At 62.3% G+C, this 24,349-nt stretch carries 20 protein-coding genes; 8 read left to right on the top strand and 12 right to left on the bottom strand.

The features are described 5' to 3' along the window. Positions 1-28: 28 nt before the first annotated feature. From ACODTZ_RS15710 to trxB, 5 genes are all read right to left on the bottom strand, one after another. A complete protein-coding gene (locus ACODTZ_RS15710) occupies positions 29-1,150 on the bottom strand; it encodes an alkene reductase (RefSeq protein ID WP_489026722.1) in 1,122 nt (373 codons plus the stop codon). Positions 1,151-1,196: 46 nt separating this feature from the next. Beyond that, positions 1,197-2,366 (bottom strand): MFS transporter, encoded by a 1,170-nt coding sequence (locus ACODTZ_RS15705; RefSeq protein ID WP_489026721.1) that lies wholly within the window; start codon positions 2,364-2,366, stop codon positions 1,197-1,199. A gap of 2 nt (positions 2,367-2,368) precedes the next feature. Further along, positions 2,369-2,662 carry an ArsR/SmtB family transcription factor gene (locus tag ACODTZ_RS15700; RefSeq protein ID WP_047506019.1) on the bottom strand — a complete coding sequence of 98 codons (294 nt, stop codon included), beginning with the start codon at positions 2,660-2,662 and terminating at the stop codon, positions 2,369-2,371. A gap of 551 nt (positions 2,663-3,213) precedes the next feature. Further along, a complete protein-coding gene (locus tag ACODTZ_RS15695; RefSeq protein ID WP_018897426.1) occupies positions 3,214-4,110 on the bottom strand; it encodes a LysR family transcriptional regulator VtlR in 897 nt (298 codons plus the stop codon). A 22-nt stretch (positions 4,111-4,132) separates the two neighbouring features. Further along, positions 4,133-5,107: a thioredoxin-disulfide reductase gene (gene trxB / locus ACODTZ_RS15690; RefSeq protein ID WP_489026720.1), complete on the bottom strand. Its 975-nt coding sequence runs from the start codon at positions 5,105-5,107 to the stop codon at positions 4,133-4,135. A 229-nt stretch (positions 5,108-5,336) separates the two neighbouring features. Between trxB and ACODTZ_RS15685 the strand changes: the two genes are divergently transcribed. Then, the gene (locus ACODTZ_RS15685; protein ID WP_018897428.1) at positions 5,337-5,804 is read left to right on the top strand and encodes an Lrp/AsnC family transcriptional regulator; all 468 of its coding nucleotides are present in this window, start codon (positions 5,337-5,339) and stop codon (positions 5,802-5,804) included. Positions 5,805-5,811: 7 nt separating this feature from the next. Here ACODTZ_RS15685 and ACODTZ_RS15680 read toward each other — a convergent pair whose 3' ends face one another. After that, positions 5,812-6,888: a glycosyltransferase family 4 protein gene (locus ACODTZ_RS15680; RefSeq protein WP_489026719.1), complete on the bottom strand. Its 1,077-nt coding sequence runs from the start codon at positions 6,886-6,888 to the stop codon at positions 5,812-5,814. Between the two features lie 5 nt (positions 6,889-6,893). After that, a complete protein-coding gene (greA, locus tag ACODTZ_RS15675) occupies positions 6,894-7,370 on the bottom strand; it encodes a transcription elongation factor GreA (protein ID WP_018897430.1) in 477 nt (158 codons plus the stop codon). A gap of 247 nt (positions 7,371-7,617) precedes the next feature. Here greA and ACODTZ_RS15670 point away from each other — a divergent pair, with 247 nt between their 5' ends. The 3 genes from ACODTZ_RS15670 (at position 7,618) to ACODTZ_RS15660 (ending at position 10,775) form a co-directional block, all read left to right on the top strand. Next, positions 7,618-8,850: a putative DNA modification/repair radical SAM protein gene (locus ACODTZ_RS15670; protein ID WP_112980119.1), complete on the top strand. Its 1,233-nt coding sequence runs from the start codon at positions 7,618-7,620 to the stop codon at positions 8,848-8,850. Continuing rightward, positions 8,850-10,316, top strand: coding sequence for a UdgX family uracil-DNA binding protein (locus tag ACODTZ_RS15665; protein WP_489026718.1), 1,467 nt, complete (start codon positions 8,850-8,852; stop codon positions 10,314-10,316). Before ACODTZ_RS15670 ends, ACODTZ_RS15665 begins: the two co-directional genes overlap by 1 nt. An 81-nt stretch (positions 10,317-10,397) precedes the next feature. Continuing rightward, positions 10,398-10,775: a VOC family protein gene (locus ACODTZ_RS15660; RefSeq protein ID WP_283194206.1), complete on the top strand. Its 378-nt coding sequence runs from the start codon at positions 10,398-10,400 to the stop codon at positions 10,773-10,775. On the opposite strand, the gene ACODTZ_RS15655 is transcribed toward ACODTZ_RS15660, so the two are convergent. The 3 genes from ACODTZ_RS15655 to ACODTZ_RS15645 form a co-directional block, all read right to left on the bottom strand. Continuing rightward, entirely contained in the window at positions 10,759-12,051 is a 1,293-nt protein-coding gene (locus tag ACODTZ_RS15655) for a T6SS phospholipase effector Tle1-like catalytic domain-containing protein (RefSeq protein ID WP_489026717.1), read from the bottom strand. The two genes, ACODTZ_RS15660 and ACODTZ_RS15655, sit on opposite strands and share 17 nt — an antisense overlap. A 155-nt stretch (positions 12,052-12,206) precedes the next feature. Then, positions 12,207-15,695: a carbamoyl-phosphate synthase large subunit gene (gene carB / locus ACODTZ_RS15650; RefSeq protein WP_489026716.1), complete on the bottom strand. Its 3,489-nt coding sequence runs from the start codon at positions 15,693-15,695 to the stop codon at positions 12,207-12,209. A 162-nt stretch (positions 15,696-15,857) separates the two neighbouring features. Continuing rightward, positions 15,858-16,886, bottom strand: coding sequence for a zinc-dependent alcohol dehydrogenase family protein (locus ACODTZ_RS15645; protein ID WP_489026715.1), 1,029 nt, complete (start codon positions 16,884-16,886; stop codon positions 15,858-15,860). 173 nt (positions 16,887-17,059) lie between these two features. Between ACODTZ_RS15645 and ypfJ the strand changes: the two genes are divergently transcribed. The 4 genes from ypfJ (at position 17,060) to ACODTZ_RS15625 (ending at position 21,917) form a co-directional block, all read left to right on the top strand. Beyond that, positions 17,060-17,977 carry a KPN_02809 family neutral zinc metallopeptidase gene (gene ypfJ, locus ACODTZ_RS15640; RefSeq protein ID WP_112944385.1) on the top strand — a complete coding sequence of 306 codons (918 nt, stop codon included), beginning with the start codon at positions 17,060-17,062 and terminating at the stop codon, positions 17,975-17,977. Between the two features lie 105 nt (positions 17,978-18,082). Then, the gene (locus ACODTZ_RS15635; protein WP_489026714.1) at positions 18,083-18,976 is read left to right on the top strand and encodes a LysR family transcriptional regulator; all 894 of its coding nucleotides are present in this window, start codon (positions 18,083-18,085) and stop codon (positions 18,974-18,976) included. Between the two features lie 165 nt (positions 18,977-19,141). Beyond that, positions 19,142-20,389, top strand: a complete 1,248-nt coding sequence (locus tag ACODTZ_RS15630) for a TCR/Tet family MFS transporter (protein WP_489026713.1) — start codon at positions 19,142-19,144, stop codon at positions 20,387-20,389. A gap of 139 nt (positions 20,390-20,528) precedes the next feature. Next, entirely contained in the window at positions 20,529-21,917 is a 1,389-nt protein-coding gene (locus tag ACODTZ_RS15625; RefSeq protein WP_489026712.1) for an MATE family efflux transporter, read from the top strand. Positions 21,918-21,929: 12 nt separating this feature from the next. On the opposite strand, the gene ACODTZ_RS15620 is transcribed toward ACODTZ_RS15625, so the two are convergent. Then, positions 21,930-22,970 carry an acyltransferase family protein gene (locus ACODTZ_RS15620; protein ID WP_489026711.1) on the bottom strand — a complete coding sequence of 347 codons (1,041 nt, stop codon included), beginning with the start codon at positions 22,968-22,970 and terminating at the stop codon, positions 21,930-21,932. 168 nt (positions 22,971-23,138) lie between these two features. Beyond that, the gene (gene carA, locus ACODTZ_RS15615; RefSeq protein ID WP_489026710.1) at positions 23,139-24,344 is read right to left on the bottom strand and encodes a glutamine-hydrolyzing carbamoyl-phosphate synthase small subunit; all 1,206 of its coding nucleotides are present in this window, start codon (positions 24,342-24,344) and stop codon (positions 23,139-23,141) included. Positions 24,345-24,349 lie beyond the last annotated feature (5 nt).

Here is a 24,349-nt window from a genome sequence, read left to right as displayed (position 1 = left end):
GTGGCGGGATTTCGAGGCTTGGTGTCGATCAAGCGACCTTTTCGAGGACCGGGTAATCGATGTAGCCCTTCGGGCCGCCGCCATAGAGGGTGGCCTGGTCGAGTTCGTTGAGCGGGGCGTTGGCCTTGAGACGCTCGACGAGATCGGGGTTGGCGATGAAGGGCTTGCCGAAGGCGATCAGGTCGGCCTTGCCGCTCTCGACAGTGTCGATGGCGAGCTGGCGATCATAGCCGTTGTTGACCATCCAGCTTGCCTTGCCGCCTGCCTTTTCATAGGCGGCGCGCAGGCCGGCATAGTCGAAGGGCTTGTCGCCCTGCTGGAAGTTGCGGTCGCCGCCGGTAGCGCCCTCGATCACGTGGATGAAGGCGAGATCGTATTTCGCAAGACCCTCGACAACATAATCGAAGAGCGGCTGCGGCGCGGCGTCCGATGCGTCGTTGGCGGGGGTGACCGGCGAGATACGGATGCCGGTGACGCGCGGGCCGATTTCCTTGGTGATCGCATCGACCACTTCGAACAGGAAGCGGGCGCGGTTTTCGATCGAGCCGCCATACTGGTCGGTGCGGTCGTTGATGTCGGCGCGCAGGAATTGGTCGATCAGGTAGCCGTTGGCGGCGTGGATCTCGACGCCATCGAAGCCGGCATCAATCGCGGCGCGGGCGGCCTTGCGGTAATCCTCGACGATGCCGGCGATCTCGGCGGTTTCAAGCGCGCGCGGCTCGGAGGTCTCGGCGAAGCTGCCGGTGCCGTCGGCGTTGACGAGGTAAGTCTTCGACTTGGCGGTCTTGTTGCTCGAGGAGACCGGCTTGCCGCCGTTCGGCTGCAGCGTCGTGTGCGAGATACGGCCGACATGCCACATCTGGACGACGATCTTGCCGCCATGGGCGTGCACGGCGTCGGTCACGCGCTTCCAGCCATCCAGGGCTTCCTTGCTGTAGAGGCCGGGGACGTCGGCATAGCCCTGGCCCTGATGGGTGATCGCGGTCGCTTCGGTGACGATCAGGCCGGCGGAGGCGCGCTGCGTGTAATATTCGACGTTGAGGTCATTAGGCACGGCGCCCGGCGAGCGGTTGCGGGTCAGCGGGGCCATGACGATGCGGTTCTTGACAGTGATGTCGCCAACCTGGGTCGGTTCGAAGAGCTTGCTCATGGGAAGTCCTTTCGGTGGTGCTAGTGGTTTGGGGGCGTTGGAAGGATCATTCAGCCGGGGCAGGCATGGCTGCCTTGCCCTTGGCGGAGAGATAGGTAAGTGCCGTGACGACAAGGCCGATCAGGGCCATGAAGGCGGCGACGAGCGGTACGCGGGTCATGTCGAAGCCAAGCTCGATGGCCATGCCGCCTGCCCAGGCGCCGAGCGCGTTGCCGGTGTTGAAGGCGCCGATATTGATCGTCGAGACAAGATTGGGCGCATCCTTGCCGAAGTGCACGACGCCGACCTGCAGGGCTGGGACGGCGGCGAAGGTCGCCACGGCCCAGACGAAGAGGGTGATTTCGGCGGCGATGAAATAGGGGCTGGTGAAGCCGAAGGCGACCGAGGTCACGGCGATCATCGCGAAGACGCCGGCGAGCGTCGGCCCGAGCTTCCAGTCGGCCAGCTTGCCGCCCAGCAGATTGCCGACAGTGAGGCCGAGGCCGATCAGGAACAGCGTCCAGGTGACGCCCTGCGGCGACAGACCGGTGATATCCCGCAGCAGCGGCGCGATGTAAGTGAAGAGGGCGAACATCGAGGCGGAGAAGAAGACGGTGGTCGACAGCGCCAGCCAGAGGTGGCCGTTCTTCAGAGCGGCAATCTCGCGGAAGATGTTGCCCTGTTCTTCCTGGCGGTCCTTGGGGAGGACGGCGATCAGGCCGGCGATGGTGATGACGCCGAGGACGGTGACGACCGCGAATGTCGAGCGCCAGCCGAATGCCTGGCCGATGGCGGTGCCGAGCGGCACGCCGAGCACGTTGGCAAGCGTCAGGCCGGTGAACATCAGCGCTACGGCGCGGGCGCGGCGATCCGGTGCCACCAGGCTGGCGGCGACGACCGAGCCGATGCCGAAGAAGGCGCCATGGCAGAGCGCGGTGACGACACGTGCGATCATCAGCACCCAGTAGCTCGGCGCCAGCGCGCAGAGCAGATTGCCGGCGATGAAGAAGGCCATGAGCGCGATTAGCGCCGTGCGGCGTTTCAGGTGCGCGGTGGAGACCGCCATGACAGGGGCGCCGACGGCGACAGCGAGCGCATAACCGGTAACGAGCCAGCCGGCTTGCGGGATGGTCACCGCAAGGTCGGTGGCGACTTCGGGCAGCAGGCCCATGATGACGAATTCGGTCGTGCCGATCGCAAAAGCGCTGAGCGCCAGGACGAGGAGGGCGAGGGGCATGGTCAGAGATCCTGTGCCAGTTGCTTGAGGAAGGCAGCGATGGTTTCTTCGTTGCGCTTATAGAAGATCCACTGACCGACCCGGCGCGTGGTCACCAGATTGGCGCGGCTGAGCGTGCCCAGATGCGCGGAGACGGTCGATTGGGAGAGGCCGCAGCGTTCGAACTGGCTGGCGCAGACACCCATCTCGAGCGGGTGCTCCTGCGAAGAGAAATGCTCTTCGGGATTCTTCAGCCAGTTCAGGATCTCCATCCGCTTGGGATGGGATATCGCTTTCAGGATTTCGTCGTTGTCCATCGTCGTTTGCCGAACCATAAATCGTTTCTGATCGATATATGGATCGACGGTTTTCGATGTTCAAGACATGCGCGAACGGCGCGTGCGATTTTTTCCGTGGTTAAATTTTAAGCAAAAAAAGAGGGCCACCGAATGAACGGGGCCCTTTAAGGTGTGAAGGTTATTCAACCTCCAGAGGGGAACAGCTAATGCAGCGGCACTGGGAGAGAACCGCCATGTGCATCAACTGAGTGCGATATGATGCTTTGGCGGGCAGATTTCAATGCCCTTTTGCGCATGCCTGCTATGCAATGCAGCATTTTATGCTGCGATGCGGAAAATTAGGGCAAATCAAGGCAAAAAAAGAGGGCCACCGAAAGCTCGGGGCCCTTTATAGGTATGAAGGTCTAAACCTCCAGAGGGGAACAGCTAATGCGGTGGAACTGGGAGGAAAAGCCACCGTGTGCATCAGCTGAGGTTGATATGGTGTTTTAATGTGCAGCCGGCAACCAATTTTTGTGCATGTCAGACATGCGTGAACTGCACGGCTGCAAATTTCGCCGTAAAAACAGTTAGAAGCTCCAGTTTCTGGCCTTGCTGACGATGAAGTCGCGGAAAGCCTTGAGCTTGGCGGCGTTCTTCATTTCGTCGGGATAGCAGAAATAGGTGTCGAAGGACGGCACGTCGGCGTTGATCGGCAGCTGAATCAGGCCCGGGTCGCGGCCGACGATATAGTCGGGCAGGCAGGCGACGCCCATGCCGAGAAGGCAGGCGCGCTTGATCGAGGTCTGGCTGTTGATCTGCAGGTGCGGAATGCGCTTGTTGTCGGACGAGCGGCCGGCGATTTCGAGCCAGTTCACGTCGAGCAGATAGTTCGGCGCCGGTTCGCCGAAGGTGATGATTCGGTGGTTGTCGAGATCCTCGACCGCCTGCGGCTCGCCATAACGGTTGATATAGGAGGGGGCCGCATAGACGTGCATGTGCACAGTGAACAGCTTGCGCTGGATGAGATCAGATTGCTGCGGCTGGCGCAGGCGGATCGCGCAATCGGCATAGCGCATGTTCACATCCACTTCCTCGTTGTCGAGGATGAGCTGAATCTGGACATCCGGATAGAGCTGCATGAACTCCTGGATCTTGTCCGTGAGCCAGCCTTGGCCGAGACCGACGGTGGTGGTCACGCGCAGCTTGCCCGACGGCGTTTCCGTCGTCTCGGTGAGCTGCATCTTCACGGTTTCGAGCTTCAAGAGCACGTCATGCGCGGTGCGATAGAGCAGCTCGCCCTGTTCGGTGAGGATGAGGCCGCGGGCGTGGCGGTGGAACAGCTTGGTGCCGACATCCTGCTCCAGCGCGCTCACCTGACGGCTGATCGCGGATTGGGACAGATGCAGCTTGTCGGCCGCGTGCGTGAACGAACCGGCTTCGGCAGCTGCGTGGAAAATACGCAGCTTGTCCCAGTCCAACGGCATTCCACCACCCCTCATGCCGATATTACTCCGCAGCTACGGCGACGGGCATGTGGCCCGTGAGATAACGTTCGGCCTCGAGCGCTGCCATGCAGCCCATGCCGGCGGCGGTGATCGCCTGGCGGAAGGTGTCGTCGGTGACATCGCCGGCCGCGTAAACGCCCTCGACCGAGGTCGCGGTCGAATCGGGCGCGGTCCAGAGGTAGCCGTTGTCCTTCAGCTTCAGCTTGCCCTTGAAGAGCTCCGTTGCCGGCGCATGGCCGATGGCCACGAAGACGCCGTCGATCGTGTGGTCGGCAACAGTGCCGGTGCGCGTATCGCGCAGGCGAACGCCCGATACTGACGGCGGCATTGGCGGCTTGGACGGCGCGCCGGTGATTTCGGCGATCTCGGTGTTCCAGAGGATCTTGACGTTCTCCTTGGCGAAGATGCGTTCCTGCAGGATCTTTTCCGAGCGGAAACTGTCGCGGCGGTGAACGACCGTTACGGTCTTGGCGATGTTCGAGAGATACAGCGCTTCCTCGACGGCCGAGTTGCCGCCGCCGACCACGATCACATCCTTGTTGCGATAGAAGAAGCCGTCGCAGGTGGCGCAGGCGGAAACGCCGAAGCCCTGGAAGGTCTGCTCGCTCTCGATGCCGAGCCACTTGGCCTTGGCGCCGGTGGCGATGATCAGCGTATCGGCGGTCCAGACCTGGCCGCTATCGGTGCGGGCGACGAAGGGGCGCTGGTTCATCTCGACTTCGGTGACGATGTCGTTGACGATCTCGGCGCCGACGTGCTTGGCCTGCTGCAGCATCTGGTCCATCAGCCAGGGGCCCTGGATCGGATCGGCGAAGCCCGGATAGTTCTCGACGTCGGTGGTGATCATCAGCTGTCCGCCTTGCTCCATCCCTGCAATCAGGACCGGCTTCAGCATCGCGCGCGCCGCATAGACGGCAGCGGTATAGCCGGCGGGGCCGGAACCGATGATGAGCACCTTGGTGTGGCGGGCGGACATGAGACTTCCTTTCAACTGGCTGGACGCGCTGGATATTAGGCGAATGCGGCCATCACGCGTCCATGCGTTATTTATGAACGACCAATGCTTTTATTCAAGGGCAGCCTTGCGTTACCAACAAGGCATTCGGTGTGGATGTGCAAGATTCCGTCATGTTAGGGAAAGATTCTTGCGTATTGTGCCGCTTTATATAGAAGCTGGATTCGGGAATTTAAAGAAAGGCACTCGCTTGGTTCGCGCTGAACTGGACGCCATCGATATCAAGATCTTGCGTGAGCTGCAGGCGGATGGCCGCATGACCAACGTCGAGCTCGCCGACCGGGTCGGCATCTCGGCGCCGCCCTGCCTTCGGCGTGTGCGCAAGCTGGAAGAGTCCGGCGTCATCGAAGGCTACCACGCGATGCTGAACAGCCCGAAGCTGGGCTTCGATCTCGTCGCCTTCTGCATGGTCGGGCTGAAGCACCAGTCGGAAGCCAATCTCAAGGCGTTTGCCGCGGCGACGACGCAGTGGCCGCTGGTGCGCCAGGCCTGGATGGTTTCGGGCGACAGCGACTTCCTGCTGCATTGCGTGGCTGAAAACCTGACGCGGTTCCAAGACTTCGTCATCGAGGTGTTGACCGCCAACGAGCATGTCGACACCGTGCGCACCATGCTGACGATCCGCCAGATCAAGAAGCTTGGATTGACCGAAGTCTGACTTCGTCTCAGCCGAGGCTGTCGTAGACGGCCTTCAGCTTCGTGGCCTCGCCTTCGATGCGGAAGTTTTCCATGACATGCGTCTGGGCATTGGCGGCGAGCCGTGCCAGGCTGATTTCATCAGCCATGAGTTCCGAAACGGCGTTTGCCATCGCATCGAGATCGTCGCGGGCGATCAGCAGGCCTGCGCCGTTATCGCCTGTCGTGACGATTTCGGGAAAAGCGCCGACGTCGGTTGCGACGACGGGGACGCCTGTGGCCATCGCTTCGAGCGGGGTCAGGCCAAAACCTTCCCAGCGCTGCGGCGCGACGAAGAGATCGAGCGCGCGGTACCAGTCGTTGATATTGGTGTGCTCGCCGACGAAGAGGATGCGGTCGGAGAGGCCGGCGGCGGCGACCTTGGCCTTCAGGCCGTTCTCGAACTCGACATGCTGGGCCGTGGCGCGGCCGGCGATGATGGCGCTCCACTCGGGATGATCGGGGAGAAGCCGCAGCATGGTATCGACGAAGAGGTCGGTGCCCTTCTGGTGGCGGACGCGGCCGAAGCAGCCGGCGATCTTCTTGTCCGGATCGAGGCCGCATTCGCGCTTGGCTTGCGCCTTATCCAAGGGCGGCGAGAAGCGGGCGGTGTCGATGCCGTGCAGGATGACGGTGCTCGGGACTTCCAGATAGTTCGCCGTCTTGCCCGAGGTCGCGATCACCGCGTCCATCTTCGAGACAAGAAACTTCGTCCAGCCGCTGTGCTTGCGCTGCGAAGCGGAAGTGAAGACGATCTTCAGCTTCATGCGCAGGATGTCTCGCATGATCAGGGCAGGGAGCATCTCGATGTTGCGGCGGGCATGCCAGACGCGGAATGGCCGGGTCGAAGGTGCGCGCCACAATTTTGAGAGATCGCGGAAGCGGATGTGAGGGATCGATGCCGGCAGGCCGGGCCCGAGCGCCGCGATCTTCTGACCGAGCGCCCGCTGGACCGGGATAAGCTGGATGATCGTCGAGGTGACGCCTGATAGACGCTTCTTGAAGTTCGGCGCTATGATTTCGACGTCAGCGATATCGACGAGGTGCGATCGGCCGCGATCCGCCAATGTCCTCAGCCCCAGGTGATGGCCAGAACTTCGTAAGCCTTGGAGCCGCCGGGCGCGTTGACTTCGATGGAATCGCCGACTTCCTTGCCGATCAGCGCGCGGGCGATCGGGGAGGAGATGGAGATGCGGCCGGCCTTCACGTCGGCTTCCTGGTCGCCGACGATCTGGTAGGTCTTTTCTTCCTCGGTGTCCTCATCGACGAGCTTCACCTTGGCGCCGAACTTGATCGTGCTGCCGGACATCTTGGAGAGGTCGATGACCTCGGCGCGCGCCGTCAGATCCTCGAGCTCGCCGATGCGGCCTTCGTTGTGGCTCTGTGCTTCCTTGGCGGCATGGTACTCGGCGTTTTCCGAGAGGTCGCCGTGTGCGCGGGCCTCGGCAATCGCCTCGATGATTCGCGGGCGTTCTTCCTGCTGACGCCAGCGCAGTTCTTCCTGCAGCTTGACGAAACCACCCTGCGTCATCGGTACCTTATCAACCATTTTCTTGTCCTTCAGTCTTTGTGTCGGCTAGGCAGAGACACAAAAGAAAACAGGTCCCGAAGGGGAACTTCGGAACCATGCAAAAACTCTATCTGCTTCGTTTATAGCAGATTGCCTCCGTCGATTTCCAGAGAATTCGATGAAGCGACTTGCAACCCCTCATGGCTTTTCGCGTCAAACTTGAAAAACATCAATTGGAAGCGGCTTTTCTTGACTGTTAGCGATGGAACATATAGTGAACACAGACATGAAGAAGTCACTCGAAGAGCGGTTGGCCATCCTCTCGGACGCGGCCAAATATGACGCCTCCTGCGCCTCCAGCGGAACGACTAAGCGCGATTCCGGCAAGAGCGGCGGGCTTGGTTCGACTGAAGGTGCCGGCATCTGCCATGCCTATGCGCCGGATGGACGATGCATATCGCTGCTGAAGATCCTGCTCACCAATTTCTGCATCTACGACTGCGCCTATTGCATCAACCGCTCGTCCAGCAATGTAGAGCGGGCGCGGTTCACGCCGGAAGAGGTTATCTGGCTGACGCTGGAGTTCTATCGGCGCAACTATATCGAGGGGCTCTTTTTGTCGTCGGGGATCATCCGCTCCTCCGACCACACGATGGAGGAGATGGTGCGGATCGTGCGCGAGCTTCGCACCACGCATAATTTCCGGGGCTACATCCACCTGAAATCCATTCCAGAGGCCTCGCCGCATCTGATCGAGGAAGCCGGGCTCTATGCCGACCGTCTGTCGCTCAATATCGAGCTGCCGACCGACCGCGGCATCGCTCAGCTGGCGCCGGAAAAGAAACCGGCCAGCATTCGCCGCTCGATGGGCGATCTGAGACTGAAGATCGAGGCCGCGTCCGAGCCGACGCTGCAGACCAAGCGGCGCAAGCGCTTCGTGCCGGGCGGGCAGAGCACGCAGATGATCGTTGGGGCCGACGGCGCCAATGACGCGACCATTCTCGGGACCAGCGCGCAGCTTTACGGAAGCTATGGGCTGCGGCGCGTCTACTACTCGGCCTTCAGCCCTATTCCCGACTCGTCGAAAAACCTGCCGCTGATCAAGCCGCCCTTGATGCGCGAACACCGGCTCTACCAAGCCGACTGGCTCTATCGCTTCTATGGCTTCGGGATCGACGAGATTACGTCCTCGCAGGAGGGCGGCATGCTCGACCTCAATCTCGACCCGAAACTCGCCTGGGCGCTCGGCAATCGCAACGATTTTCCGGTCGATATCAACAGGGCGCCGCGCGAGACGCTGCTGAGGGTGCCGGGACTGGGGACGAAGACGGTGAAATCGATCCTGTCGGCGCGTCGTTTCAGAAAGCTCCGGATCGAGGATCTGACGCGGCTCGGCGTGTCGATCAAGAAGGTGCAGGCGTTCATCTCGGCCGAGGGCTGGTCGCCGCGCCGGCTGATTGACCGGCCGGATCTGAGGGCGATGTTCGAGCCGAAGCCGGAACAACTGTCGTTGCTGTGATGATTACCGTGTTGCTGGAGGGCCGGGGGGAATTGGCCGAGTGGCGCGACGAGGCGCGGCGGTTGGCTGCATCCGGTGTTGCGCCCGAAGAGATCGACTGGCGGGAGCGGTATCGCGAGACGGATCTGTTTGCGGCCCCTGAAGTGTCGTCGAAACTGCCGACGCTCGATGCTTCCAAGCCGCTGACGGTACCGCCCGCTTTTATCGGGCTTGCGGAGGCGGTGATCTGCCATAGCGATCCGATGCGTTTCTATCTGCTCTACCGGCTGCTCTGGCGGCTGCAAAGTGATCGGTCATTGCTCGACGTCGCCTCGGACGAGGACGTGGCGCGGGCGCGGGCGATGGACAAGAGCGTGCGCCGCGACGCCCACAAGATGACCGCCTTCGTGCGGTTCAAGGAGGTGGGATCGGGGATATCGCTTAACGGGCGGCGGAAGTTTCTCGCCTGGTTCGAGCCGGATCATCACATCGTCGCCCGCAAGGCGCCGTTTTTCCAGAAGCGGTTCAACGACATGGACTGGGTGATCGCGACGCCCAAGGGGTCGGCTGCCTGGGACGGCGAGAAGCTGACCGTCAGCCATGATCCGTGTGAGAAGCCCGATCTCACCGACCCGGCCGATCAGCTGTGGCGGACCTATTACGCCAATATCTTCAATCCGGCGCGCCTCAAGGTGAAGGCGATGCAGGCGGAGATGCCGAAGAAATACTGGAAGAACCTGCCCGAGGCCGATCTCATTCCCGGCATGATCGCCGATGCGGAAAGCAAGGTTCTGGAGATGGCCAAACGCCAGGCGAGCGAGCCGCTGCCGTTTCACGACCGGTTGCAGGAGGCCGCGCGCCGCGTGCCCGCAACGCCGAGGGCGCCCGTGGGCACGCTGGCGTCGCTGCGTGAGGAGGCGGTCGTCTGCATGCGCTGTCCGTTGCATGAAAAGGCGACGCAGACTGTGTTCGGCGAGGGGCCTGAAGATGCGAACGTGATGTTCGTCGGGGAGCAGCCCGGAGATCAGGAGGATCTCGCCGGGCGGCCGTTTGTGGGGCCGGCGGGCAAGGTGTTCGATCAGGTGGTCGGCGACGCCGGGATCGACCGGCAGTCGGTCTATGTCACCAATGCGGTGAAGCACTTCAAATACGAGCCGCGCGGCAAGCGCCGCATCCACCAGCGGCCGAACATGGGCGAGGTCACGCATTGCCGCTGGTGGCTCAACCTGGAGATCGAACTCATCAAGCCGAAGCTGATCGTCGCCATGGGCGCGACCGCGCTGACGGCGCTGACGGATACGAAGCACAAGCTGTCCGATATCAGGGGGCAGCCGATCAGGATGGGGAAAGAGCGAACACTGTTCGTCACCGTCCATCCGTCCTATCTGCTGCGCATTCCCGACGAGCGGCTGAAGGCGGAGGAGATGGCGCTGTTTCGGGCCGATATGGTGCGGGTGCGCGAGCTGATGGCCGGGATGGCGGCCTGACGATCGCTCGCCTTGCGAATTGCCATGGCGCTTCGGCGCGAATGTTGTAGCGTTGCCGATGAAGCAATCTGGAGACCGTTTATGTTCGATCATGTGTCGATTGGTGTGAAGAGCCTTGAGAAGTCGCAGGCGTTCTACGATGCCGCGCTGGCGCCGCTCGGCTATGAGCGGCTGACGAACTTCGGCAATGTCAGCGGCTATGGCGCTGATCGGGTGGGGCTCTGGGTCGGCGAGGTGGCGCGGCCGGTGGCGCCCGATATGGAATCGGGGCTGCATTTCTGCTTCGTGGCTCCGTCGGAGGAGTCCGTCGATGCGTTTTACGCGGCCGGGCTTGCCAATGGCGGAACCGACAATGGTGCGCCGGGCGTGCGGCCGGATTACAGCCAGTTCTACTATGCTGCCTTCGTCATCGATCCTGACGGCTACCGGCTCGAGGCCTATTTCAAGCGGCCGGAGTGATCGGAACGACCTCCGAATCTTCTGATGGTGGCGGGCCGTCGTTGCTCCAGGGCTCCGTCTCGAAGCGTAGCGGCAGGTTCGGCGGGGCGTAGGGCGGTGCTGCCGTAGACGACAGTCGGTCGATCACCGATTGGTGCAACGAGGCGCCGTCGGGGATAAAGCGGTGGTCGGCCAGCGGCAGGTAGATGCGCGTCGTGTCGCCGCGCTTGCGCCAGGAGGTGATCGGCACCCGCCTCGGCACATATTCGAGCAGCTTCCACGCCCAGTTCATGGAGTCGTGCAGCGGTGCCGTTGGGGCCGGCCGGACATAGCTCTTCGTCGGGTTGTCGCCATGAACGAGTTCCTTGACGGCGTCCTCGTTGTAGATGAGGCCGGTGCTTCGGGTCTCGGCGATCATCCAGGCGAGTGGTATCTTGATAGCCGCACTCTCCGCTTCCGGATAGCCGCCGCCGATATCGCCATGAACACCGGAGAACCAGACTTCCTTCACGTTCTGCGGGGGCGGGGCGGGCGGCTTGAAGGGGCCGCCCCAATAGTCCTGCCCTTGCCGCCATGGCAGCGGATTGAACATGGTTCGCCGCTCATCGATGGCGAGCGCGTGGCGGACTACTTCCACGCTCGGATTGCGATCGGTGAAGGGAAGCGTCAGGAGCTGCGGGCGCCATTTGCCCCAAACAATGACCGAGGAGACGGTGTCGAAGAGGCCGAGCAGCTTGATCGGCGGGCGGTCTGTCTTCAGCGTGCGCTCGTAGAGACGCATGGTTTTGAAGGCCGAGGGCGCATCCCAATCCACATCGGCGGCATCTGCTCCGCCCTGCTGCTGCTCGCTTTCGGAGATGCCCTTGTAGGTGTTGTAGGCGTAGTCGATCAGGTTGACGTGGTACTTGCTCATCAGCCCGAGCGAGTGGACGAAGCCTGCCAGCACCCGCGCCGTATAGGCGCCGCGGCTGAAGCCGAAGATGTAGATGTTGTCGCGGTCCCGATACTCTTGATCGTCCCCCGGTTCGCCGGGCTCGTAATTGTCGACGAGGAAGCGGTAGGCCTCCTTGACGTTCTGATCGAGGCCCCATCCGGTCGCCAGGCCCCAGAGTTCGACCGTCTTGCGGTAGGCGTTGGACCAGGCATTGGCGGCGCCGAAGGTGCCGACGCCGGGATCGTAATAGACGATCTGCCTGTCGCTGCGGTCGAGAACGCCGAACAGCCTCAGAATATTGGTGCGGTCGGCGGAGATTTCGTTCGACGTGCCATCGAACAGAATGACGATATTCTTGCCCATCGATGCCCCTCACGTGTGGGGATATCGTAACATGATCGCGAAGGGTTTGAAATCTCAGGTGGATTGTCGCGTTTTGCGACACTTCGGCGTGTTGTCACGCTGGTCGCTGTGCGGCGAAAAAGCCGGCCGTGAAGGGTCACGGCCGGCTTTGAATCTTAGGCGAAGTAGCTCTGCAGCGGGCGAACTTCCAGATTGCCGGCCTTCAGTGCCTTGATCGCCATGGCGGCGGCTTCGGCGCCGGCCATGGTGGTGTAATAGGGCACCTTCTGCATCAGCGTGGCGCGGCGCAGCGATTTCGAGTCCGAGATCGCCTTGTTGCTGTCCGTCGTGTTGATGACCAGCTGGACCTGACGGTTGCGGATGGCGTCCTCGATATGCGGGCGGCCTTCCAGAACCTTGTTGATCTTGGTGGCTTCGATGCCGTGTTCGGCGAGGAAGCGGGCGGTGCCGCCGGTGGCCAGAACCTTGAAGCCGATCTCCACCAGAATGCGGATGGCCGGAAGGACACGGGTCTTGTCGCTGTCGCGGACCGAGACGAAAACGGCACCATCACGCGGCAGTTCGACGCCGGCGCCGAGCTGGCTCTTGGCGAAGGCCAGCGCGAAATCGGTGTCGAGGCCGATGACTTCGCCGGTCGAGCGCATTTCCGGGCCAAGCAGCGTATCGACGCCCGGGAAACGGGCGAACGGGAACACGGCTTCCTTGACGGCGATGTGTTTCAGGTTACGCGGATCCGGCTTGGTGCCGTAGGCAGCAAATGTTGCGTCGAGCTGTTCGCCTGCCATGGCGCGGGCCGCGATCTTGGCGATCGGCGCACCGATCGTCTTGGCCACGAACGGCACGGTACGCGAGGCGCGCGGGTTGACTTCGAGAACGTAGACCGTCTCGTCCTTGATGGCGAACTGCACGTTCATCAGGCCAACGACGTTGAGGGCCTTGGCCATAGACTTGGCCTGGCGCTCCAGCTCGTCGATCATCGCCTCGGAAAGGGTGCGCGGCGGCAGCGAGCAGGCGCTATCGCCCGAGTGGATGCCGGCTTCCTCGATGTGCTCCATGATGCCGGCGATGAAGACGTCCTTGCCGTCGCAGAGGCAGTCGACGTCCACTTCGATCGCGTTCGACAGGTAGCTGTCGAACAGAAGCGGGTTCTTGCCGAGCAGGGTGTTGATCTGGCCGGTCTTGTCGTTCGGGTAGCGCTGCTTGATGTCTTCCGGAACCAGTTCCGGCACGGTGTCGAGCAGGTAGGTCTGCAGCTGGCTTTCCTGATGGATGATCTGCATGGCGCGGCCACCCAGAACGTAGGAGGGGCGCACGACCAGCGGGAAGCCGATCTCGGAGGCAACCGTGCGGGCCTGTTCGACCGAATAGGCGATGCCGTTGTTCGGCTGCGTCAGGTCGAGCTTCATCAAGAGCTTCTGGAAGCGGTCGCGGTCTTCGGCGAGGTCGATCATGTCGGGCGCGGTGCCGAGAATCGGGATACCGTTCTTTTCCAGCGCTTCGGCGAGCTTCAGCGGGGTCTGGCCGCCGAACTGGACGATGACGCCGACGACTTCGCCCTTTTCCTGCTCGGCGCGCAGGATCTCGATCACGTCTTCGGCCGTCAGCGGCTCGAAATAGAGGCGGTCGGACGTGTCGTAGTCGGTCGAGACGGTTTCCGGGTTGCAGTTGATCATGATCGCTTCATAACCGGCATCCTTCAGCGCGAAGGCGGCGTGGCAGCAGCAATAGTCGAACTCGATGCCCTGGCCGATACGGTTCGGGCCACCGCCGAGGATGACGACCTTCTTGGCGGCGGAAACTTCCGCTTCCGAGCGCAGTTCGCCGACGAACGGGGTTTCGTAGGTCGAGTACATATAGGCGGTCGGCGAGGCGAATTCGGCGGCGCAGGTGTCGATACGCTTGAACACCGGGCGCACGTTGAGCGCGTTGCGCAGTTCGGCCACTTCCTTCGGACGCTTGGAGGTGAGCGAGGCGAGGCGGGCATCGGAGAAGCCCATGGCCTTCAGCTTGCGCAGGTTTTCGGCATCGGTCGGCAGGCCGTGCTCGCGAATGCGGGCTTCCTTGTCGACGATCGCCTTGAACTGAGCGATGAACCAAGGATCGATCTTGCAAGCTTCGTGCACTTCTTCCTCGGTGAGGCCGAAACGCAGTGCCTGTGCGACCTGACGCAGGCGATCCGGCGTCGGCGTGCCGATGGCGGCGCGAATGGCGTTCTTGTTGCCTTCGCCTTCTTCCATGCCGGGGATTTCGATCTCGTCGAGACCGGTCAGGCCGGTTTCGAGACCGCGCAGCGCCTTCTGCAGCGATTCGGCAAAGGTGCGGCCGATGGCCATGACTTCACCGACCGACTTCATGGCGGTGGTCAGGACCGGCGAGGCGCCCGGGAATTTTTCGAAGGCAAAACGTGGGATCTTTGTAACGACATAATCGATCGACGGTTCGAACGAGGCAGGCGTTGCGCCGCCGGTGATGTCGTTTTCCAGTTCGTCGAGCGTGTAACCGATGGCGAGCTTGGCCGCGACCTTGGCGATCGGGAAGCCGGTGGCCTTGGATGCGAGAGCGGACGAGCGCGAGACGCGCGGGTTCATTTCGATGACGACCAGGCGGCCGTCCTTCGGGTTGACGGCGAACTGAACGTTCGAGCCGCCGGTTTCGACGCCGATCTCGCGCAGAACCGCGATCGAGGCGTTACGCATGATCTGGTATTCCTTGTCGGTCAGCGTCAAAGCCGGCGCGACAGTGATGGAATCGCCCGTGTGGACGCCCATCGGGTCGATGTTTTCGATCGAGCAGATGATGATGCAGTTGTCCGCCGTGTCGCGGACCACTTCCATCTCATATTCCTTCCAGCCAAGGACCGATTCTTCGATCAGCACTTCTGTCGTCGGCGAGGCGTCGAGGCCGGAGCCGACGATCTCGAAAAATTCCGAGCGGTTATAGGCAATGCCGCCACCGGTGCCGCCAAGTGTGAAGGACGGACGAATGATGGCCGGTAGGCCGACAACGTCGAGAGCCTGGGCGCCGATCGCCATGGCATGTGCCATGTAACGCTGCTTGCGGACGGTTTCGCCGAGGTTCCAGGTGTTTTCCAGATCGTCCAACGCCTTGTCGAGATCGGCACCCGACAGCGTTTCGCGCAGCTTGGCGCGCCCGGCCTCATGTGCCTTGCGGTCTGCATCCTTGATGTCCGTGGCATTGGCGAGCATCGATTTCGGGGTTTCGAGGCCGATGCGGGCCATGGCTTCGCGGAACAGCGCGCGGTCTTCAGCCATGTCGATGGCGGCCGGCTTGGCGCCGATCATCTCGACATTGTAGCGATCGAGCACGCCCATGCGCTTCAGCGATAGCGCGGTGTTGAGCGCCGTCTGGCCGCCCATGGTCGGCAGCAGTGCGTCCGGGCGTTCCTTGGCGATGATCTTGGCGACGACTTCAGGCGTGATCGGCTCGACGTAAGTTGCGTCGGCGAGGCCCGGATCGGTCATGATCGTTGCCGGGTTGGAGTTGACCAGGATGACGCGAAAACCTTCTTCGCGCAGCGCCTTGCAGGCCTGGGTACCGGAATAGTCAAACTCGCATGCCTGGCCAATGACGATCGGTCCTGCGCCGATGATGAGGATCGATTTGATGTCTTGGCGCTTCGGCATGGGCTTTTTTCCGTTTCCTAGCTGCGCAGAAAGCCGGCCAGGGTGGGAGGCACCGGCCGGGTCGCGCATATGATGGTCTTTTCAGGCTAGAAGCGGCTTATAGGCAAATGTATCCGTGAACGGAACCCCATAATTTTCGGAATCGACAGGAATCGGAAGGGGCTAGCCAAGACCTGGCAAAACCAGCGCTCGAATCTCGCCCGGACGGGCCGGATTGCTGATCGCATCCACCGCTTCGGCAGGCCCGATACGGCGCGATATCAGGGGCTCCACCTTGATAACGCCCGAGGCAACCAGATCTGCGGCGCGTCTGTGGGTGAAGGGATTGATGAACGAGCCGATCAGCCTGATTTCGCGAAACAGCAGGTCGAAGGGCTCGATCGACACTTTCGCGCCCTGCGGCATGACGCCGAGAATCACGACTGTACCGCCATGACGGGCAAGGGGAGGGGCCTGCTCGACGGTCTCGGCGACGCCGGCGCATTCGATGACCACATCGGCGCCGCCCGGCAACAGACCATCCGGCGCGGTGATGTGTTTGATGATGTCGCCATCACTAGGGTCTGCGGTCACTGTCGCGCCGAGGCTTTCGGCCAGCCGCCGCTTGTCGGCGCTGCGGGTGACGAGCACAACGTCGGTGGCGCCGGCAAGGCGCGCGAGTTGCACGACCAGCAGGCCGATGACGCCGCCGCCCAATACGACCACAGACGAGCCGGTCCTGATCTCGGCCAGATCGACACCGTGCAGGCAGCAGGCGAGTGGTTCGCAGAAGGCGCCGTGGACGGGATCGAGGTCATCGGGCAGGACGAAGGCCTGCTTTTGCGGGACGATCACATACTCCGCAAAGCCGCCGTCGCGGCTGATGCCGATTGCCTGGAGATTGCGGCAAAGATTGACGCGGCCGCGTTGGCACTGGTCGCATTGACCGCAGGAGATGTTTGGGTCGCCGGTGATGCGCATGCCCTCGCGAAAACCGCTGACGGCGGGGCCGATCTCCTCGATGATGCCGGTGAATTCGTGACCGAGCGTGACGGGTGGTCTGGATGGGAATTCGCCGTGAAGCAGATGCCTGTCGGTACCGCAGATGCCGCAGGCCTCGACGCGGACAAGCAGCTCGCCGGCGCCGGGCCGTGGCTTCTCTACCTCACTGAACGAGAGTTTCCCGATTGCTTCCAGCCGCACTGCCTTCATGCCAGTTCTCCTCCGATTTCTCCCTCGTGCAGAAGGGGCGAAAGCAAGGCGCGCGTCAAGCGCCTGTCATGGTCGCGAAGGGCGGATACGCGTGGTTGAAATCGGCTGGAATTTCCCATCCCCCCGGATATATAAGGGATGAGAGAGCAAGCAGTCTCTGCGGGGAGATCATCATGGAATGGAAAGGCCGGCGTCAGTCCGACAATATCGAGGATCGTCGCGGTGATCCTTCCATGGGTGGATTGGGACGAGGGGGCGGCTTCAGCTTCCCGTCTGGCGGCGGCATGGGCCGGCGCGGTGGCGGGCTCAGCATCGGCACCATCATCTTCCTCGTCGTGCTCTATCTGATCTTCAAGGCCATGGGCATCGACCTCCTGCAGGTGATGGATGGCGGCATGTCGAGTGGCCCGGGTTACGAGCAGAGCCAGTCCGGCGGCAGCCAGACACCCGCCAATGACGAGATGACCGCCTTCGTGCGCACGGTGCTCGCCGAGACCGAGGATACGTGGCAGGGCATCTTCCAATCGATGGGGCGTGAATACGAAGATCCAAAGCTGGTGCTGTTTTCCGGGCAGACGCAGTCGGGTTGCGGCTTTGCCTCAGCTGCAACAGGGCCGTTCTATTGCCCGCAGGACCGCAAGGTCTATCTCGACACCGCCTTCTTCAACGAGCTTAGCCGCAAGTTCGGCGCGTCGGGCGATTTCGCCGAGGCCTATGTTGTCTCGCACGAGGTCGGCCATCACGTGCAGAACCTGCTCGGCATCCTGCCCAAGTTCAACGAAGCGCGCCAGCGTATGAGCGAGGCCGACGCCAACAAGATGTCGGTGCGCGTCGAACTGCAGGCCGATTGCTTCGCCGGGATCTGGGGCAAGTTCACCCAGCAGAAGGGTATCCTGGAAGCAGGCGACCTCGAGGAGGCGCTGAATGCCGCGCAACAGATCGGCGACGATACGCTGCAGAAGCGCAGCCAGGGCTATGTCGTGCCCGAGAGCTTCAACCACGGCACCTCGGCGCAGCGCGTGAAATGGTTCAAGCGCGGCTTCGACAGCGGCCAGATGCAGGCCTGCGATACGTTCTCCGGTCCAGTCTGACGGTTGCAGGTCCCGTCTCCAGGGCCGCGTTCACCGGCTTTCGTCTTGTGCATCCTTGTGCGATAGTTCGGCTCAATTTGAGCCGATCGTGCGGGAAAATGCACAATGGATGATCTTCCACTCAGCGACCTCGATGCCTTCACGGCAATCGCGACGGAGAGAAGCTTTCGCGCGGTGGCGCGCAAGCGGGGCGTTTCGGCCTCGTCGCTCAGCGATTCGCTGCGACGTCTAGAGGAGCGGCTCGGGGTGCGGCTTCTCAACCGGACGACGCGCAGCGTGACGCCGACGGAGGCCGGGCAGCGGCTTCTCGAAAGGCTGGCGCCAGCGCTAGGGGAGGTCGCTTCGGCGCTCGGGCAGCTCGACAGCTTTCGCGAGGGACCATCCGGCACGCTCAGGCTCAACGTGCCGACGATCGTGGCGCGCTCCTTCCTGTCAGATATCATCAACCGTTTTCTGAAGGCCTATCCGAAAGTGCGGATCGAGGTGATCGGCGAGGACAGTTTCATCGATGTGCTCGGCGCCGGCTATGATGCGGGCATTCGCTATGACGAGCGGCTGGAGCGCGACATGATCGCCGTGCCGATCGGTCCGCGCCGGCAGCGCTATGTGACGGCCGCGTCGTCCGATTATCTCAAGCGGCGTGGCGTGCCGCAGCATCCGCGCGATCTCATCGACCACGATTGCATCATCCACCGGTTCCGGAGCGGTACGAGCGCGACGCCTTGGGAGTTCGATCGCGATGGCGAAACGCTGATGATCACGCCGACGGGGCAGGTGTCGGCCAATGCGCTGGAGATCGAGGTGGGAGCTGCGGTTGCCGGCCTCGGCATCATGCGCACCTTCGAGGAGGTGGTCATGCCCGAGGTTGAGGCCGGGCGGCTGGAGCTCATTCTGGAGGAGTGGGTGACGGAGTTTTCCGGACCGCTCCTCTATTACGCCAGCCGTCGCCACATGCCGGCGGCGCTGCGGGCCTTCATCGACTTCATAAAGGCGGAGTAATAGAAGGTCCCGAAGTCCACTATTTGTTCCTGTTGTCTATCAATATAAGTCTTTAGCCTATCAAAACAATTGAAATGTTCACGTATTGTTTCCATTCTCCCGGCTATGTAGCATAGCGGCGGACGAGATCGTCCTCTGGAACACGTACTGATTTAGAGATGCAGCATGCTTGATCCAAAATTCGTCCGCCGTGGACTGTTCCTCGTCTTCATGATCCTTTTTCTCGACGTGATCGGGATCGCGATCATCATGCCGGTGCTTCCTGTTTATCTGGAGCAGCTCACCGGCGGTTCCGTCAGCGATGCGGCGCTCGATGGCGGCTGGCTGCTCGTCGTCTATGCCGGCATGCAGTTTTTGTTCGCGCCGTTGCTCGGCAATCTGAGCGATCGCTTCGGGCGGCGGCCGGTGCTGCTGCTTTCGGTTTTGACCTTCGCGATCGACAATCTTATCTGCGCGGTGGCGACCAGTTTCTGGATGCTGTTCATCGGGCGCATGCTGGCGGGCTTGAGCGGTGGCAGCTTCGCGACCTGTTCGGCCTATATCGCCGACATCAGCAACGAAGAGAACCGCGCCAAGAATTTCGGCCTCATCGGCATCGCGTTTGGCGTCGGCTTTACCGTCGGTCCCGTCATCGGCGGCTTCCTCGGCGAGTTCGGGCCGCGCGTGCCGTTTTATGGCGCGGCGGCGGTGTCGTTCCTCAATTTCGTCGCGGCCTGCTTCCTGCTGCCCGAGACGCTCGATGCCAAGAACCGGCGCCGTTTCGAATGGAAGCGGGCCAATCCTCTTGGCGCGTTGAAGCAGATGCGAAACTATTCCGGCATCGGTTCGATCGCTGCCGTCATGTTCCTGTTCTGGCTGGCGCATGCCGTCTATCCGGCTGTCTGGTCGTTCGTCACCAGCTACCGCTACAATTGGAGTGAGGGCGAGATCGGGCTTTCGCTCGGCATTTACGGGATCGGTGCCGCCGTCGTCATGGCGCTGGTGCTGCCGAGGATCGTGCCCGTTCTCGGTGAATGGAAGACGGCGGTGGTCGGGCTCTGTTTCTCGGTGGTCGGTCTCACTGGCTATGCCTTTGCCTGGGAGGGATGGGTGGTCTATGCGGTCATCGTACTGACCGTGATGGAAAACATCGCCGATCCGCCGCTTCGCAGCATTGCCGCCGGCAAGGTGCCGCCCTCGGCGCAAGGTGAGCTCCAGGGGGCGCTGACGAGCCTTTCCAGCATCACGACGATCATCGGTCCGCTGATCTTCACGCAGATGTTCGGCTATTTCACCAAGCCGGATGCGCCGGTCACCTTCGCGGGCGCGCCGTTCCTGATGGCGGCGTTCTTCATCCTGATCGCCACCCTGGTGTTTTTTTTGCGCGTGCGTGTCTCCAAGACAGACAAGGCGCTCGGTCAGGCGGCCGAGTGATCGATCAGAATTGATGATGTGATGATGAATATTTCATCATCTGCATATTTTTCGGTGTCCCTTCCTCGGCATTTCCGTTAGAGCCTTGGTCATATTGTCGCGCCTTGCGACTATTTGCACCAACTCACAGGACACCGTCATGGACACGTCGATCGACGCGCGAAAGCTGGCGCCGACAACCGATAACCGTTGGAGCGCGCATATCCGCGCGACGCTGGCGCTCGGCGTGCCGCTGATCGGTGCGCAGCTGGCCCAGCTCGGTATCAACACCACCGACGTGATGATCGTCGGGCGGCTGGGTGCCGAGCATCTGGCGGCGATGGTGCTGGCCGGCCAGTTCCTGTTCACGATCCTGGTTTTCGGCTCCGGTTTCTCGATCGCCGTCATTCCGATGGTGGCGCAAGCCTATGGCCGTGGCGACGTCGTCAGCGTGCGCCGGTCGCTGCGCATGGGCCTGTGGGTCGTTATCGCCTTCTGGGTGCTGATGCTGCCGGCCTTCTTCAATTCCGAGCACATCTTGCTTGCCGCCGGGCAGAAGCCCGAGGTGGCGGCGCTGGCGGATAGCTATATCGTCATCGGCCAGTTCGCCGTGCTGCCGGGGCTGCTCTACAACGTGCTGCGCGCGCTTGTGAGCGCCATCGGCAAGGCGGCCGTGATCCTCAACGTCACGATCGCCATGCTGGTGCTGAACGCCGTCTTCGCCTACGCGCTGGTGCTCGGCCATTTCGGCCTGCCGGCCATGGGGCTGCGCGGTGCGGCGATCGTCTCGGTGCTGGTGCAGACGGCGGGCTTCTTCTTCATCCTGGCTTACGTCCAGAGCCGGCCGGAGACACGGCGCTACGAGATCCTGGTTCGCTTCTGGCGGCCGGACTGGAAGGCTTTCTTCGAGGTCGTGCGCCTCGGGTTGCCGATCAGCGTCACCATCCTTGCCGAAGTCAGCCTGTTTACGATGGCGTCGCTGTTGATGGGCCGGATCGGCACGATCGAGCTTGCCGCGCACGGCATCGCGCTGCAGTGGGCGTCGATCGCCTTCATGATCCCGCTCGGCCTGTCGCAGGCGGCGACCGTCAGGGTCGGCGTCGCGCATGGGCAGGGGGATCGCGTGGCGCTGGTGCGCGCGGCCGTGTCGGTGTCGGTACTCGCCTGCGTCATCTCGGCTATCGGCGGGTTGCTGTTTGCGATCATGCCCGGTTTCTTCGCCGGCTGGTTCCTCGACACCCACTCGGCCGAGGCGCCGCAGGTGCTTGCCTATGCCGGACCGCTGATCGTGATCGCCGGGCTGTTCCAGCTGGTCGATGGTCTGCAGGCGATCGCCAACGGCCTGCTGCGCGGGCTGAAGGATGCGCGCGTCCCGATGATCCTGGCGTTGATCGCCTATTGGCCGATCGGCTTCTTCCTGGCTTGGGCGCTGGCGTTTCCGCTCGGGCTCGGCGGTATCGGCATCTGGCTCGGCTTCCTGATCGGATTGTTCACGGCCGCGCTGATGCTCTGCGCGCGGTTCTACATCTTGATGCGGCGCGAGGTTTAAACCTGGCGTCGCTCAGCTGCGGGTATTCGGCTGCGGATTGGCGAGGATCTTCGACCCGCGTTGATGCCAGAGCGATACCAGCGCCCGGCGGGCCGGGGTCTCGATGCACTCGTAGCTGATCCAGGCGATCAGCAGGGCGGCGGCGAGTGCCACTAGGACGACGATGTAAAGCGGCAGCGTTGATGACAGGGCGTTGCCCATCAGGAACATCACCGGCACGTGGAAGAGATAGAGCGAGAAGCTGATCTTGCCGAGAAAGCGCATCGGGGCGGCGGCGAAGACCGCTGCTGAAATCCGATGCTCCTGCGCCACCAATAGAACGGCGAGCGCGCCGGCGAAGGCGGGCGCCAATCCCCAGGCGTTGTCGGCATTGGGAAACAGGTGGTTCGATATCAGGATGAAGAAGGGCAGCGTCAGCGCCAAGATGCCCGTGGTGATGCCATCCAACCGGTTGTTCAGTAGCGGTTGGAGCCGGCCGACGGTGGCGCCGAGAAGGAAGAAAGCGAGCTTCGAGACCAGCAGGATGCCGGGACCCGGGAAGCCGTCTAGCGCGTCGAGCGCCAAAAGGCCTGCAAGCACCACGCCGATTGCCTGGTATCGCCTCATGTCGCTGAAGAAGAGCCAGATCACCGGAAAGAGCAGATAGAACTGGATCTCCGGCGGGACGGACCACAGCACGCCGGTGGACCCTAAGAGCAGGACATGGCGCAGGATTTCCTTGCCGCCGTGGATCGGGTTGATGAAGTCGAAGCCAGGAATGCTCGATAGAACCGCGACCACAAGAACCGCCACCAGGTAGACCGGATAGATGCGAGAGAAGCGGCTGACCAGGAAGTCGGCCACTGCCTTGCGGCTGATTGGCCGGTCACCGTAGAGATAGGCCATCAGGAAGCCGCTGAGGGCGAAGAAGATCGCCACGGCCCGGCCGCCGACGCCTGTTATCATGTAGGGCGCAAGCGAGGGGAAGATCAGATCGAGGTGCGAGAAGACCACTGCCGCGGCGGCCATGCCGCGCAAGCCGTCGAGACTGGCTATGTGCTTCTTTTCCTGCATCGATGGCACCTTCGGCCGGCGCTGCACGCGCCTGGGTGCGGATCATGAAATGCCGGCCTTAAATTGCTGTTAACAAATGACGGCAAGACCAGGCCCAAGGCCTGATATGAAGAGAGCGGCGCCGTGGTCTTCGGCGCCGCTCTCTTTAATTGATCTCTGTCTATCCGCTCAGCGTTCGGCCAGTGCCGCTTCGCCCTTCTTCTCGCGCACCATGTTGATGAAGCGGCGGAAGAGGTAGTGGCTGTCCTGCGGGCCGGGGGAGGCTTCCGGGTGGTGCTGGACGGAGAAGATCTGCTTGCCGGAAACGCGCAGGCCGCAGTTCGTGCCGTCGAAGAGCGAAACGTGAGTCTCCTCAACACCTTCCGGCAGCGACTTCGTGTCGACCGCGAAGCCGTGGTTCATCGAGACGATCTCGACCTTGCCCGTCGTGTGGTCCTTGACCGGATGGTTGGCGCCGTGGTGGCCCTGGTGCATCTTCTCGGTCTTGGCGCCGAGTGCCAGGCCCAGCATCTGGTGTCCTAGGCAGATGCCGAAGAGCGGGATATCCGTCTTGATCAGCGACTGGATGACCGGAACGGCGTATTCGCCTGTTGCTGCCGGGTCGCCCGGGCCGTTCGACAGGAAGATGCCGTCTGGCTGCATGGCGAGCACTTCCTCGGCGCTCGTCGTTGCCGGCATCACGGTGACCTTGCAGTCGAGGCCGGCAAACAGGCGCAGGATGTTGCGCTTGACGCCGTAGTCGAGGCAGACGACGTGGTACTTGGCATCCTCGGCTTTCAGTTCGCCGTAGCCTTCGTTCCAGACCCACGGGGTCTGCGACCACTGCGAGGACTGGCCGGAGGAGGCGATCTTGGCGAGGTCGAGGCCTTCGAGGCCGCTCCAGGCCTTGGCTTCGGCCTTCAGCGTGTCGACGTCGAAAACGCCGTTCGGGTCGTGGGCGATGACGGCGTTCGGGGCGCCGTTCTCGCGGATCCAGGCAGTCAGCGCGCGGGTATCGATGCCGCAAAGACCGATGACGCCGCGGGCCTTCAGCCAGGCGTCGAGATGCTTGGCGGCGCGGTAGTTGGACGAGTCGGTTATGTCGGCCTTGAAGATGACGCCGACTGCGCCGTGGCGTGCTGCCGGCGTCAGGTCTTCGATGTCTTCTTCGTTCGTGCCGATGTTGCCGATATGGGGGAAGGTGAATGTGACGATCTGGCCGAGGTAGGAGGGATCGGTCATGATCTCTTCGTAGCCGGTCAGCGCGGTGTTGAAGACCACTTCGGCCTGGACCTTGCCGGTCGCGCCGATGCCCTTGCCTTCGATCACTGTGCCATCCGCCAGAACGAGCAGGGCGGTCGGCTTTTCGGTTGTCCAGGGTGCTGTCGCGGTCATCTTCA

This window comes from Rhizobium sp. FG113, from assembly GCF_057809895.1.
The sequence above is the reverse complement of the archived record's forward strand: the minus strand, read 5'-3'. Positions and strand labels throughout refer to the sequence as shown.